The organism is Microbacterium binotii (assembly GCF_021398715.1).
GTDB classification, from domain to species: domain Bacteria; phylum Actinomycetota; class Actinomycetes; order Actinomycetales; family Microbacteriaceae; genus Microbacterium; species Microbacterium binotii_A.
In genome coordinates this window covers 828,375-841,673 of sequence record NZ_CP090347.1, presented here as the reverse complement: position 1 = coordinate 841,673, position 13,299 = coordinate 828,375, and the positions used below count along the sequence as shown (strand labels likewise).

At 72.5% G+C, this 13,299-nt stretch carries 16 protein-coding genes; 9 read left to right on the top strand and 7 right to left on the bottom strand.

Annotation, left to right across the window (positions count from 1 at the left end; genetic code table 11):
- Window positions 1-10: 10 nt before the first annotated feature.
- The 3 genes from cydB (at window position 11) to cydC (ending at window position 4,583) form a co-directional block, all read left to right on the top strand.
- Window positions 11-1,042 (top strand): cytochrome d ubiquinol oxidase subunit II, encoded by a 1,032-nt coding sequence (cydB, locus tag LXM64_RS04300; protein ID WP_234074776.1) that lies wholly within the window; start codon window positions 11-13, stop codon window positions 1,040-1,042.
- 110 nt (window positions 1,043-1,152) lie between these two features.
- Window positions 1,153-2,871 carry a thiol reductant ABC exporter subunit CydD gene (cydD, locus tag LXM64_RS04295; RefSeq protein WP_234074775.1) on the top strand — a complete coding sequence of 573 codons (1,719 nt, stop codon included), beginning with the start codon at window positions 1,153-1,155 and terminating at the stop codon, window positions 2,869-2,871.
- On the top strand, window positions 2,868-4,583 hold the full coding sequence (cydC, locus tag LXM64_RS04290; protein WP_234074774.1) for a thiol reductant ABC exporter subunit CydC: 1,716 nt from the start codon (window positions 2,868-2,870) through the stop codon (window positions 4,581-4,583). Before cydD ends, cydC begins: the two co-directional genes overlap by 4 nt.
- 3 nt (window positions 4,584-4,586) lie before the next feature.
- On the opposite strand, the gene LXM64_RS04285 is transcribed toward cydC, so the two are convergent.
- The 7 genes from LXM64_RS04285 to LXM64_RS04255 form a co-directional block, all read right to left on the bottom strand.
- Window positions 4,587-5,177, bottom strand: a complete 591-nt coding sequence (locus tag LXM64_RS04285; protein ID WP_234074773.1) for a GNAT family N-acetyltransferase — start codon at window positions 5,175-5,177, stop codon at window positions 4,587-4,589.
- A gap of 120 nt (window positions 5,178-5,297) precedes the next feature.
- Window positions 5,298-6,329: an ABC transporter ATP-binding protein gene (locus tag LXM64_RS04280; RefSeq protein WP_234074772.1), complete on the bottom strand. Its 1,032-nt coding sequence runs from the start codon at window positions 6,327-6,329 to the stop codon at window positions 5,298-5,300.
- Entirely contained in the window at window positions 6,326-7,129 is an 804-nt protein-coding gene (locus tag LXM64_RS04275; RefSeq protein WP_234074771.1) for an ABC transporter permease, read from the bottom strand. Before LXM64_RS04275 ends, LXM64_RS04280 begins: the two co-directional genes overlap by 4 nt.
- Window positions 7,126-7,917, bottom strand: a complete 792-nt coding sequence (modA, locus tag LXM64_RS04270; RefSeq protein WP_234074770.1) for a molybdate ABC transporter substrate-binding protein — start codon at window positions 7,915-7,917, stop codon at window positions 7,126-7,128. Before modA ends, LXM64_RS04275 begins: the two co-directional genes overlap by 4 nt.
- Window position 7,918: 1 nt before the next feature.
- Window positions 7,919-8,311: a TOBE domain-containing protein gene (locus LXM64_RS04265; protein ID WP_234074769.1), complete on the bottom strand. Its 393-nt coding sequence runs from the start codon at window positions 8,309-8,311 to the stop codon at window positions 7,919-7,921.
- A 121-nt stretch (window positions 8,312-8,432) separates the two neighbouring features.
- On the bottom strand, window positions 8,433-8,909 hold the full coding sequence (locus LXM64_RS04260; RefSeq protein WP_234074768.1) for a VOC family protein: 477 nt from the start codon (window positions 8,907-8,909) through the stop codon (window positions 8,433-8,435).
- The gene (locus LXM64_RS04255; RefSeq protein ID WP_234074767.1) at window positions 8,848-9,285 is read right to left on the bottom strand and encodes a MerR family transcriptional regulator; all 438 of its coding nucleotides are present in this window, start codon (window positions 9,283-9,285) and stop codon (window positions 8,848-8,850) included. Before LXM64_RS04255 ends, LXM64_RS04260 begins: the two co-directional genes overlap by 62 nt.
- Before the next feature lie 115 nt (window positions 9,286-9,400).
- Between LXM64_RS04255 and LXM64_RS04250 the strand changes: the two genes are divergently transcribed.
- From LXM64_RS04250 to LXM64_RS04225, 6 genes are read left to right on the top strand one after another with little or no spacing between them, the layout of a single operon-like run.
- Window positions 9,401-10,492 (top strand): HesA/MoeB/ThiF family protein, encoded by a 1,092-nt coding sequence (locus LXM64_RS04250; RefSeq protein WP_234074766.1) that lies wholly within the window; start codon window positions 9,401-9,403, stop codon window positions 10,490-10,492.
- Window positions 10,489-11,724, top strand: coding sequence for a gephyrin-like molybdotransferase Glp (glp, locus tag LXM64_RS04245; protein WP_234074765.1), 1,236 nt, complete (start codon window positions 10,489-10,491; stop codon window positions 11,722-11,724). Before LXM64_RS04250 ends, glp begins: the two co-directional genes overlap by 4 nt.
- Window positions 11,721-12,197 carry a cyclic pyranopterin monophosphate synthase MoaC gene (moaC, locus tag LXM64_RS04240; RefSeq protein WP_234074764.1) on the top strand — a complete coding sequence of 159 codons (477 nt, stop codon included), beginning with the start codon at window positions 11,721-11,723 and terminating at the stop codon, window positions 12,195-12,197. Before glp ends, moaC begins: the two co-directional genes overlap by 4 nt.
- On the top strand, window positions 12,194-12,808 hold the full coding sequence (gene mobA / locus LXM64_RS04235) for a molybdenum cofactor guanylyltransferase (protein ID WP_234074763.1): 615 nt from the start codon (window positions 12,194-12,196) through the stop codon (window positions 12,806-12,808). The genes moaC and mobA overlap by 4 nt, the downstream gene beginning before the upstream one ends.
- Window positions 12,805-13,065, top strand: a complete 261-nt coding sequence (locus tag LXM64_RS04230; RefSeq protein ID WP_137417790.1) for a DUF6457 domain-containing protein — start codon at window positions 12,805-12,807, stop codon at window positions 13,063-13,065. Before mobA ends, LXM64_RS04230 begins: the two co-directional genes overlap by 4 nt.
- A complete protein-coding gene (locus tag LXM64_RS04225; RefSeq protein ID WP_137417791.1) occupies window positions 13,065-13,298 on the top strand; it encodes a MoaD/ThiS family protein in 234 nt (77 codons plus the stop codon). The genes LXM64_RS04230 and LXM64_RS04225 overlap by 1 nt, the downstream gene beginning before the upstream one ends.
- The last annotated feature ends 1 nt before the right edge of the window (window position 13,299 follow it).

The following is a 13,299-nucleotide window of genomic DNA, read 5'->3' as shown; positions in this document are numbered from 1 at the left end:
GGAGCTCGCCATGGATCTCGCATACCTCTGGTTCTTCATCGTCGGCGTGCTGTTCGTCGGATACTTCGTGCTCGACGGCTTCGACTTCGGCGTCGGGATGTCCCTGCCGTTCCTCGGCAAGGACGACATCGGCCGCCGGCAGATCATCAACACGATCGGCCCCGTCTGGGACCTCAACGAGACGTGGGTCATCGTCGCCGGCGCCTGCCTGTTCGCGGCATTCCCGGAGTGGTACGCCACGCTGTTCAGCGGGTTCTACCTGCCGCTGCTGCTCATCCTGCTCGCCCTCATCGCCCGCGGCGTCTCCTTCGAGTACCGCCACCAGCGCGACTCGCTGCGGTGGAAGAAGGGCTTCGACACGATGATCGTCGTCGGCTCCGCGCTTCCCGCACTGCTGTGGGGTGTGGCGGTCGCGAACATCGTGCAGGGTGTCCCACTGGACGCACACCACGAGTTCACGGGTTCGCTGCTGACGCTCCTGAACCCGTACGGCCTGCTCGGCGGTCTCACGACACTGCTGCTGTTCTTCACGCACGGCGTGTACTTCGTCGCGCTGAAGACCGACGGCCAGGTGCGCACCGACGCCCGCAAGCTGGCCCGCACCTCGGGACTGCTGACCGTCGTGGTCGCCGCCGCGTTCCTCGGCTGGACGGTCATGAACGCGATGGGCGCCCAGGCTCCCGCGCTGCCGCTCGTGATCATCTGCGCTGTCCTCGCGGCCGTGCTGCTGATCGCGTCCGTCCTGGCGAATGCGACCGACCGCGAGGGGTGGGCGTTCGCCTTCGGCGCGGGCACCGTGGCATTCGCCGTGCTGACGCTGTGGCTCGCGCTCTTCCCGAACGTCATGCCCTCCTCGACGGACCCCGCGGGCACCCTGACGATCGAGAACGCCTCGAGCACCGACTACACCCTCACGATCATGACCTGGGCCGCGGTGGTCTTCCTGCCGCTCGTGCTGCTCTACCAGGGATGGACGTACTGGGTCTTCCGCAAGCGCGTGATGCGCTCGCGGATCGAGAAGGCCGCAGAGGTCGTCCACTGACCGCCGTCATCCGCTCCACCCCTTCGGAGCGGATGACGGCACACCCCGTCGGACCGGCGGATGCTTGCGAGCATCGGCCGGTCCGACGGCACATGAGGCAGGATCGAAGAGTGAGTACGGACGCCGCCACCCGCGCGTCGGGCAGTAACCGCCCGATCGATCCGCGGCTGCTGCGATACAGCTCCGCGTCGCGGCACTTCCTGCTGATCACGGCGGCGATCGTGCTCGCACAGACCGGCGTGATCATCGGCTTCGCCTGGCTGCTGACGACCGCGCTTGTCGGCGCCATCGCCGGCGAGCCCGTCGAGACGCTCCTTCCGGCCCTCGGCGGCGCGGCGGCACTCGCGCTCGTGCGGGGGTTGCTGATCGCCGCATCCGAGCGCACCTCTGCGCTGGGAGCTGCGCGAGCGTCGCTGCAGCTGCGCGCAGCTCTGGTGTCGGCTGTCGACCGACTCGGCCCGGGATGGCTGTCCCGCCGCAACAGCGCAGCGCTCGCGGTCACGGCTGGCCACGGTCTGGAGGCGCTCGACGCCTACTTCGGCCGTTACCTGCCGCAGCTGGTCGCGACCGCGATCACCATGCCCGTCCTGATCGTCACGATCCTCGTCTCGGATCCGCTCTCGGGCCTCATCGTCGTACTCACGATGCCTCTCATCCCCCTGTTCATGGTGCTGATCGGTCTCGCCACACAGACCGTGCAGCGCCGACAGTACGGGACCCTGCAGCATCTGGCGTCCCGCTTCGCGGACACGGTGGCGGGTCTCGGCACGCTCAAGGTCTTCGGCCGCCAGCACCGCGCCGCGCGGAGCATCGAGACCGTCACGGGCGACTACAAGCGCGAGACGATGGCTGTGCTGCGCGTCTCGTTCCTGTCCGGCTTCGCGCTCGAGTTCCTGGCGTCCATCTCCGTCGCGATCATCGCGGTCGAGATCGGCTTCCGTCTGCTGGGCGGACAGATGCCGCTGCTGGTGGGCTTGTTCGTGCTCCTCCTCGCGCCGGAGGCGTACCTGCCGCTGCGGCAGGTGGGTGTGCAGTTCCACGCCGCGGCCGAGGGCGTCGCCGCGACCGACGAGATCTTCCAGACTCTGGACGACGCCCGCGCGCTGACGTCCGCAGCGTCGGTCGCCCCAGCCCCGGCGACGCCGCCGACGACAGCCGGCCCTCTGCTTCGCCTGGACGATCTGCGCGTACCGCGCGGGGATCGTGAGATCGGCCCGATCGACCTGGAGCTGTCGGCCGGAGAGGTCGTGCTGCTCGAGGGCCCCAGCGGCGCGGGCAAGTCGAGCATCCTCGCCGCGCTCCTCGGCTTCGCCGAGTACACGGGTCGTATCGAGGTCGCGGGTTCCCGGGCGACGGATACGGCCGCCCGCGGAATCCTGGCGTGGGCCGGTCAGCGACCCGGCCTCGTGAGCGGTTCGGTGGCGGAGAACGTCGCCCTCGGCGGCGAGCATCCCGATGAGGCTCTCGTGGCGCGATGCCTGGCCGACGCCGTCGCGGATGTCGACGGTGCACTGTCGCTCGGCGTCGCCGGCGCGGGGCTGTCGGGCGGCCAGGCGCAGCGCGTCGCGGTGGCACGCGCCCTGTACCGGATGCGGCGCCGCGGTACGCCCGTGCTCGCACTGGACGAGCCGACGAGCGCCCTCGATGCGCGCACCGAGGCTGCTCTGTGGCAGACCGTGCGCCGCGCGGCCCAGACCGAGGGCGCCGCCGTGCTGCTGGTCTCGCACCGGCCGACGGCTCGGACGATCGCCGATCGCGTCGTCGCCGTCTCGTCGACCGCCGCCTTCGGTTCCGCGGTGGACGCGATCGGAGAGGGAGGCGCGTCGTGAGGACCTCCGACGTCCTGCGGTCGGCGCAGCCGCCGCTGCGCAGCTTCTGGTGGGCGCTCGCGGCCGGCACCGGAACCGCCGTCAGCGCGATCGCACTGCTGGCGGCCAGTGCCTGGCTCATCACGCGTTCCGCCGAACAGCCCGCGGTCATGTACATCACCGCGGTGGTGGTGGCCGTCCGCGCCTTCGCCCTCGGACGCGGCGTCTTCCGTTACCTGGAGCGGCTGAGCGGCCACGATGCCGCGCTCGGGCGCCTCGCCACCGTGCGCGCCGACCTCGTGCGCCGCATCGTGCCGCTCGCCCCCGACGGACTGGGCACGACCCGGCGCGGGGCGCTGCTGTCCCGCCTCGTCGACGACGTCGACGAACTTCAGAACCTGCCGCTGCGCGTCGTCATGCCCCTCGCGACGGCCACCCTCGCCTCGGTTGCCAGTGTCGTTTTCACGGCCTTCCTTCAACCGATCGCCGCCGCGGTGCTCGCCGTGTGCCTGGCGGCGGCGTTCGCGCTGGCCGCGTGGGTGGGCTGGCGCGCCGGCGCACGGGCCGAGAAGCGCATCGCGCCGCTGCGCTCCCACCTCTCCGACGCCCTCCTCGACCAGCTGACCGCTCTCGACGTGCTCACCGCGTTCGAGGCGACGGATGCGGCGCGCACCCGCATCCGTCACGCCGACGAGCAGCTGCGCCAGGCCACGGTGCGCCGCGCCGGCGCACAGGGGCTCACCTCCGGAGCGGTGTCGCTCGTGGCGGGTGTCGCCTCGCTCGCCACTCTGCTCGCCTGCGCCGCGCTGCTCGGGCAGGGCGGTTTCGACGGGCCCGCGCTGGCCGTCGTCGTGCTTCTGCCGATGGCGGTGTTCGAAGTCTTCGGGACCGTACCGCTGGCCCTCGCCGCATGGCGTCAGGTGCGCACGGCCGCACAGCGCGTGGCCGAGACGGTGCCCGACGACGTGCCCGCGGGACTCCCCCGCGACGAACCGGCGGCGATGGGAGAGGCCCCGGCCCTCGGCGACGGACTGCGCCTGTCAGGCGTCGCGGCCCGCTGGCCCGACCGCCTCGCCGCGCAGACGTTCCAGGACGACGCCGCGGCCGCATCCGTCGACGACGCCGGCCGGCTGGCGGACATCGACCTTCACGTGCGCCCGGGCGAGCGGGTCCTCGTCACGGGCCCGAGCGGCGCGGGCAAGACGACCCTCGCGCACGTTCTCGTGCGCTTCCTCGACTACGAGGGCTCTTACCGCATCGGTGGCGTGGAGGTGCGCGAGATCTCCGGCGACGACCTGCGTCGGACGATCGGTCTCTGCGAACAGTCGCCGTATCTCTTCGACGAAACGCTCCGCCAGAACCTGCTCTTCGCTCGCGACAGCGCGGATGATGCGGAGCTCTGGGATGTGCTGGAACGTGTCGGGCTCGCGGAATGGGCACGCGAGCGAGGCGGCCTCGATGCCGACCTCGGCGAGCGCGGCGCCCTCGTCTCCGGCGGGCAGGCGCAGCGGATCGCGCTCGCACGGGCGCTGCTCGCACGGTTCCCGGTGCTCGTGCTCGACGAGCCGACGGCGGGCGTGGATCCCGCCGCATCCGATCGGCTGCTGCGCGACCTGCTCGGTGCCGTCGAGGCCGACCGCGCCGTCATACTGATCTCGCACGTGGCACCCCCGGAGGGGCTGGTGGACCGGGAGGTGCGTCTCGAGAACGGCCGGCTGGCGGCATCCGCCTGAGGTCTAGAACTCGAGCGTGAACAGCTGAGCGCCTTCGGGGGACGCGGCGCGCGCGAATCCCAGGCGGTCGTAGAAGGCCAGCGCTCCCGCGTTGCGGGCGTCCGCGCCGAGGTGCAGGCCGCGCACGCCGCGCTCGCGCAGCGCCTCGACGAGCGTGTCGACCAGACGCCGCCCCGTGCCCTGCCCCTGCAGCACGGGCAGCAGGTCGATGTGCAGGTGCGCGGGGTGGGTGGCCCGCAGCGCGCTGCTCTCGGTGCGCGCATCCGCTTCGGCGACGATCGCCCACTGCCTGGCGATCGCGTCGGTGTGCGCGTAACGCGCGCGATGGTCCGGCCACCAGTGCTCGGCGAACCACGCGTCGAAGGCGATCGTGTCGTCGGTCGCGACGATGTATCCCGCCGGCCGCCCCTCGGCGTCCTCGGCGACGAAGGCGAGATCGGGATGCCGATCGAGGTACGGCGACAGGTACAGGTCGGCCCAAAGCCCGTCGTCGGTCAGGATGCCCGCAGCGTCGGAACCGGCGGCCGCCGTCGCGAGACAGACCGCCGCCAGCGCGTCTTCGTCACCCGGGCGGAACGGACGGATGACTCCCATGCGCCGAGCGTACCCGCCCCTCCCGTCCCGCCGAGCGAGCATCCATTTGTCGAGCGAGCACTCAATGGGCTGCTCACTCGGCGATCGGGTGCTCACTCGGCGGAGATGCGGGGACGCAGATCAGGCGGGGACGATGCGCACGCGACGGGGGTCGACGGACAGCGTGACCTCCGCCCCCGCATGCAGGCCGTGCGCCGCAAGCTCGTCGAGCGACATGTCAACCGCGATCCCACCGGTGGCCGTGTGCACGCGCGCGCCCGCGATCGTGGGCTCCACGCGCGCGACGCGGGTCGACCACGACCCGGGCGCCCCGTCGCCCACGATCCTCACATCCCCGGGGCGGAACACGGCCGCTCCCTCCGGCGCCCCGCGGAGGTCTCCGCGTCCCTCGATCAGCGCACCGTCGACCCGAACTCCGCCTGCTGCCGCGGCGCCCACGACGCGGTTGAGCCCGGCCAGCGACGCGACGAACGCCGTCGCCGGCGCGCCGAGCACGTCGCGCACCGCGCCTTCCTGGGTGAGCCGGCCCGCCTCCACCACCGCGACGCGATCGGCGAAGGCGACCGCATCCACCGCGTCGTGCGTCACCAGAACGCACGTCCTGCCGACGAGATGCTCGGCCAGGAGCGCCCGGATGCCGTCCGCCGTCACGGGATCGAGCGAGGTCAGCGGCTCATCGAGGAGCACGAGCCGAGGGGATGCGGCGAGAGCGCGCGCGATCGCGACGCGCTGCTGCTGGCCCCCGGACAGGTCGGCGGGTCGCCGCTTCCCCGCATCCGCGAGTCCTACCCGCGCCAACCACTCCTCCGCCATCCCCCACGCCATGCGCGCCGGCGTCCCGGCGGCGCGGGGGCCGAATGCCACATTCTCGCGCGCGCTCAGGTGCGGGAACAGGTGGGGGTCCTGGCCCAGCAGCACGGTGCCGCGGCGCGCCGGTGCGAGCTGGAACCGCGGTGTCGAGACCTCCTCCTCGTCGAGGACGATCCGCCCATCGGTCAGCGACACGAGACCGGCGAGCGCGTCCAGGAGCGTGGACTTGCCGGCACCGCTCGGGCCCATGATCGCCACCGTCTCGCCGGACGCCGCCGAGAGGGGAACATCCAGGTCGAATCCCGCCCGCGAGACGTGGATGCGGGCGTGCACCGCAGTCATCGCACCGCCCCCGGCCGCCAGGCCCGCACGAGCAGGAGCACCAGCACCGCGGTCGCCAGCAGCAGCAGCGACAGCGCGACGGCGGCGCCCTGTGACACGCCGGCCCCGTTGAACGCCGTGTAGATCGCAAGCGGCATGGTCTGGGTCACGCCCGGAGCGTTGCCGGCGAACAGCGCCGTCGCCCCGAACTCGCCGATCGCCCGCGCGAAACAGAGCACGACGCCGGCGACGAGCCCGGGACCCGCCAGGGGAAGGGTGACACGGCGCAGCACCGTCCACCGGCCGGCGCCGAGGGATGCGGCGGCTCGCTCGTAGCCCGTTCCGATCGCGCGCAGGGATCCTTCCACCGCCAGCACGAGGAACGGGAGCGCGACGAAGACCTGCGCCAGGACGACGGCCGTCGTCGTGAACGGCACGCGCACCCCGATCGCACCGAGGGCGTCGCCGAGCACCCCGTTGCGACCGAACAGGTACAGCAGGGCGACACCGCCGACCATCGGCGGGAGCACGAGGGGCACGGTCACGAGCGCGCGCAGCACGGCCGCGGCGCGAGGAGCCGCACGCGCGATGAGCAGCGCGAGCGGCACGCCGACGACGACGCAGACGGCCGTTGCGGCGGCCCCCGTGCCCAGCGACAGCGTGAGCGCGCTCAGCGCAGCCGGCGACGTGATGTCCGAGAGGAAGGTGGACCACTCGACACGGGCGATCAGCGCGAGCAGAGGCAGCAGCAGGAATGCGAGCCCGACCGCCGCGGGGATCGCGAGCGAGCGAGGCAGGTGACCGCCGGGCGCCCCGCTCACGGTGCGCCGAAGCCGTGCGCGGCGAGGATCTGCTGCCCCCGTTCGCCGCGCACGTACGCGACGAAGGCCGCGGCGGCCTCCGCATCCGGTGCGTCCTTCAGCGCGACGATCGGGTACCGGTTGACGACGGCTTCCGCACCTTCGGGCGTGAGGGAGTCCACGTCGTCGCGGCCCTTGACATCGGTCGCGTAGACGAGGCCCGCGTCGGCCTCGCCGGCGGCGACCTTCGTCAGCACGGCGGTCACGTTCTGCTCCTGGCTGACCGGTGTCACGGTCACGCCGGCTGCGCTCAGCAGCTTCTGGGATGCGGCGCCGCACGGCACCTCAGGCGCACACAGGACGACGGTCGCACCGGGCTTTGCCAGGTCGGCGAGCGTTTCGATGCCGGCGGGGTTCCCCCGGGGCACCGCGATGACGAGCGTGTTGGTGGCGAACACCTGCGGCCCTTGGGCGAGGCCCGCATCCACGACCTTGTCCATGTTGTTCTCGTCCGCCGAGGCGAACACGTCGACGGGGGCGCCGCCGATGATCTGGGTTGCGAGGGTCGACGAGCCGTCGTACGAGATGGGCTGGATCCGCACGCCGGGGTGCTCCGCCTCGAAGTCCTGAGCGATCTCGTCGAACGCGCCGCTCAGGGATGCGGCGGCCGAGATCGTGAGCGTCCCGGTCAGCTCCGCGGCGCCGGAGGCACTCGGGGCGGACGCCGGCTCGCCGGCGCCGGCACAGCCGGCGAGCAGCAGGGAGCCCGCGACGACCAGGCCGATCAGGGAGAGGCGGCGAGCGGGCATGTCAGTCCTTCGGGGTCTCGACGATGACGGTGGTGGCCTTCACGACCGCGACGGCGAGGGATCCGGGCTCGAGAGCGAGGTCGCGGGCCGATTCCGCCGTCATGAGCGAGACGACCCGGTGCGGCCCGGCCTGGATGTCGACCTGCGCCATCACCCCATCGATCTGGACCCGCGTGACGAGGCCCACGAAGCGGTTGCGGGCGCTGGAGAGTACGTCGCTCGGATCATCGGATGCGGCGGCGAGCTCGCTCGCCCGTGCAGCGAGCGCGTCGCCGGGGATCTCGACAGGGGTGGCATCGGTCGTCGGCAGGATGCCCTGGTCGATCCACCGCCGGACGGTGTCGTCGCTGACGCCGAGAAGCCGGGCGGCGTGAGACACCTTGAAAGAGCGCATGCCAGCGACAATAGCCGCATCCGCGGGCATTGTTCGTCATTTTTTCCGCATCCACGTCTCAATCGTGCACCCGAACCGTGTGGCCGTGTCGGCTGAGCACTCGGTCGGGGATCCCTGCTGCTTACGGCTCCGACGACCGGTCGCGCTCACCATCGGTCAGGAACCCGGGCCGCTTCCGGCGTTGCTCCAGGGATTCGCACTCCTGGAAGAGCGTGACCTGCCACCCCGCCGGCCCTTGCACGCGCGCGTTGAGCGACCGGAAGGGCGTGTGCGTGGGCGCAGCGAGAACGATCACGCCGTCGTCGACGACCCGCGCGACGGCGTCGACGGTGTCCTCGACCTCAAGGGCCATGCGAAGCGGCGAGCCCGACCCCGGCGGCACGCCCTCGACCGCGTCGATGTTCCTCGCGTGGACGCCGGTGGCCAACTCGATGGTCGCGACGCCCGCGTGGAGGATCGCGACCCGGTCCTCGCCGTCCGTGGCGAAGGCCACCTGCTCGGGCATGCCCAGGATGTCGCGGTAGAAGCGAAGGGCTTCATCGAAGTCGTCGGTCTCGATGATCAGACGGAGCTGCTTCGGGCGAGGGGGATGTGTCATGACTCCCAGCCTCACCCCTGACGCGCATGTGAGGGGCAAGTCCCCATCTCGCGCGAAGCTCGGCAAGCGCGCGCATCTCCTGATCGATCTGTCGCATCTCGCTCGCGAGTCGCGCCTCGGCGGCGTCGAAGACCGCCTCGACAGCCGTCGCGGACGCGTCCGGTTCACTCACGGCAGGCAGGAGGGCAGCAATCACGGAACTGCAGAACCCCGCACCGAAGAGGTCCCGGATGGTGCTGACGACGCGCTCGTCATCGGCATGGTAGACACGCTGACCGGCGGAGGTGCGTCGCGGATGGAGCAACCCCTGCTCCTCGTAGTACCGAAGCGCCCGCACGGACGCCCCCGTCCTCGCCGACAGCTCTCCGATCCGCATCCGGCAAGTCTGGCACTCGGCATCCCGGAAAGCGGTGCGCCGCGGGCGGTCTCCCGGCTCGCCGCCCTGGTCTCCGCCCGATCCCCCACCCGCCGGCCGCGGCTACCCTGGGGTCATGTCCCTGCCCGCGCTCGTCGAGCCGGTTGCCGCGCTGTCGGAGTCCGAGCGCGCCCGCACCGCACGCCACGCCGTCCTCGCCGGATTCGGTGAGCTCGGTCAACGCCGTCTCGCCGCCGGCCGCGTCGCCGTCATCGGCGTCGGCGGACTCGGCTCTCCCGTCGTTCTCGCACTGGCCGCCGCCGGTGTGGGCGAGCTCATCGTCATCGACGACGATGAGGTCGAGCTGACAAATCTGCAGCGTCAGGTGCTCCACCGCGTCGGGGACGTGGGGGCCCCGAAGATCGACAGCGCCCGCCGTGCCGCCGAAGACCTGGGGTCGGCCACCGTGGTCACCGGCATCCGTGCGCGCATCGACGAGACGAACGCGGATCAGCTGCTCGCCGACGCCCACCTGGTCATTGACGGCAGCGACACCTTCGCCACCCGCGCGGCGGTCGCCGCGGCCTGCGAGCGCCGCGGCATCCCTCTCGTGTGGGGAACCGTGCAGGAGTTCGCAGGCCAGGTGACCGTGTTCTGGTCGGCGCCGCCGAAGGGCGTCGCTCCCGTGGTGCTCGCGGATCTGTACCCGCCGGAGACGGTGGGCGAGGTGCCGTCGTGCTCCCAGGTCGGCGTCCTCGGCGCCCTGTGCGTGCAGGTCGGCGGAGCACTCGCGATCGAGGCCGTGAAGCTCATCACGGGGATCGGCGAGCCGCTGCTGGGCCGCATCCTGCTCGTCGACGCCCTCACCGCCCGCGTCCGCGAGGTCCTGCTGCGCCCGAGCGACCAGAGCTCGGCGCCGGCGCCCCTTCCGCTCCCCGACATCGCCGAGATCGACACCGCCGAGTTCGAGGCGCGCCGCGCCGCCGGCGTCGCCGTACTGGACGTGCGCGAGCCCGAGGAGACGGACCTGGGCACGGTTCCCGGCGCGCAGCTCGTGCCGCTGGCCCTCGTCCTCGAGAATCCCGCCGCGCTCGGTGCCGGCCCGTACGCGGTGGTCTGCAAGGCCGGGATGCGGGCGCACCGCGCCGCCCGCGCCCTCGCCGCCGCGGGCGCCGACGTTGTGGTGCTCGCTGGCGGCATGGATGCGTGGAGCGGAGGCCGCGCATGAGCATCCGCACCGTCGAGGAACAGCTCGCCGTCGTGCTCGCCGAGGCGGCGCCCCTGCCCGCCGAGCGGGTCGCCCTGTCGGCGGCGGCCGGCCGCACGACCGCCGCGCCGGTGCACGCCGGCGTCGACATCCCCGTCTTCGAGAACTCCGCGATGGACGGTTTCGCGGTGCGCTTCGCCGACGTCCGCGACGCCACGGATGCCGAGCCGCGCCGGTTGCGGGTCATCGCCGATCTGCCCGCAGGCACCGCCCTCGACCCCGACCTGCTCCCCGGGGAAGCCGCGCGCATCATGACGGGCTCCCCCGTGCCCACCAGCGCCGACACCATCGTGCCGTTCGAGCACACCGCGGGCGGACTCGACGATTCGCTGGGCGAGATCGCCGTTCTCATCGCGCCGCCCGCATCCGGCGCACACGTCCGTCGACGCGCCGCCGATCTCTCCGCCGGCGATGTGGTGATCGGAGCGGGCGTCCGGCTCGGCCCGCTCCAGATCGCGGCGGTCGCGGCGGCGGGTGTCGGCGAGGTCGAGGTCACGCGGGTCCCGCGCGTCGCCGTCGTCTCCACCGGCGACGAGCTCGTCGCCCCGGGCCTCCCCCTGCGGCGCGGGCAGATCCCCGAGTCGAACAGCATGCTGCTGGCGGGGCTCGCAGCGGCCGCGGGCGCCGAGGTCGTGCTGCGCGCGAGCGTCGACGACACGGACACGTCGCTGCTCGAGGTCCTTCACGATGCAGGCGTCGCCGGCGCGGACGTCGTGATCACCTCCGGCGGCGTCAGCGCAGGGGCGTACGAGGTCGTCAAGAACGCGCTCAGCGGCGACATCACCTTCCCCAAGGTCGCCATGCAACCCGGCAAGCCGCAGGGCTTCGGGCGCCTCGCCGCGGGTCCCCTCCTGTTCGCCCTGCCCGGCAACCCGGTCTCGTCCGCCGTCTCCTTCGAGGTGTTCGTGCGCCCGGCGCTGCTGCAGATGCTCGGTCGCACCGCGCTGCACCGCGACATCATCCGCCTCCCCGCGGCCACCGGCTGGCGCACGCCGCCCGGCCGCCGCCAGTACCTCCCTGCGGCGATCGACCGTTCCGATGCCGCAGCCTGGCGCGTGGGACCTGCGACGGCGGGCGGCTCGGGCTCCCACCTGGCCGGCGGCCTCGCGCGCGCCGAGGCCTACGCGGTCGTGCCCGCGGACGTCGAGGAGGTCCGCGAGGGCGATCTCGTCGATGTCATGCTGATCTCATGAGCTTCACCCACCTGGATGCGGCGGGCCACGCCCGCATGGTCGACGTCACCGCGAAGCAGCCGACCGTCCGTTCGGCGACGGCGCGGGGCCTCGTGCGCGCGTCCGCCGACATCGTCTCGGCGTTGCGCGACGGCTCCGTTCCCAAAGGGGACGTGCTCGCCGTCGCCCGGATCGCCGGCATCCAGGCGGCGAAGCGCACCCCCGACCTGCTGCCTCTGGCGCACGTGATCGGGGTGCACGGGGCGGTCGTGGACCTCCTCGTCGTGGACGAGGGCGTCGAGATCGAGGCGACCGTGCGGACGGCCGACCGCACCGGCGTGGAGATGGAAGCGCTCACGGCGGTGAGCGTGGCCGCACTGACCGTCATCGACATGGTCAAGGCGATCGACAAGTCCCCGTCGATCGAGAACGTGCGGATCGTGCGCAAGGAGGGCGGCAAGTCCGGGACCTGGCAGCGTCCGGGCGAGGCATGAGCGACCTGCAGGCGATCATCCTGACCGGTGGCCGCGCGGCACGCCTCGACGGCATCCCCAAGGCGCTCGTGCGCCTGGAGGGCGCCACCCTGCTCGAGCGCGCGGTCGACGCCGCCCGAGCGGCGGGAGCCGTCGACGTCATCGTCGCCGGTCCCGAGGTGGATCCCGCCCCCGATCACGTGCGATGGGTGCGGGAGGACCCGGCGTTCACCGGCCCCGCGGCAGCGCTGCATGCCGCGATGACGATCGCCGCGGCCGACGCGGCGTGGACCCTCGTGCTCGCGGTCGATCTCGTCCGTCCCGCGGAAGCCGTCGCCCGCCTGATGACGGACAAGGAGCTGCTGCCCCGCGACACCGACGGCATCTGCCTCGGCGACGCCTCGTCACGTCCGCAGTGGCTGACGGGGCTCTACCGCACCGCCGCCCTGGCGCGCGGAGCCGCATCCCTCGACGACGAAGGCAGGGATCAGGCGGTGCGCCAGATCATGGCCGAGCTCGCGATCGCGGTCGTTCGCGCACCGGACGAGGTCGTGGCCGATATCGACACATGGGAGGATCTGCAGGACGCGGGCGCCGTCGCGCCCCGTGCCGAGAAGGAGGACGACAGATGAGCGAGCACCTTCCGCCGGAGGCTCTCGACGAGTGGGCGGCGCAGATCGCCGAACGTCTGGGCCTCGCGCCCGAGGACCTGCCGATCTCGGCCGTACTGGATCTGGCGGGCGTCGTGGCGCGCGGCGTCGCACGCCCCGCGGCACCGGTGAGCACCTTCGCCGCAGGGCTGGCGGCCGGACGAGCCGGCGGCTCGAGCGACGACGTGCGGCGGGCCATCGCCGAGATCACCGATCTCGTGACCGAACGCGAGGCGTGATGGCGCACGTCCGCTACTTCGCCGCCGCCGAGGAGCTCGCGGGGCGAGCCGAGGAGCATCGCACGGAGACGACGGTCGGAGAGCTCCGACGCGCCCTGGCCGAGGAACGCCCGGGACTCGGCGGCATCCTGCCCCGGTGCGCCGTGCTGGTCGCGGGAGCGCGGCGCGACGACGATGCGCCGCTGGACGCCGACACCCTGGTCGACGTGCTGCCGCCCTTCGCGGGTGGCTGAG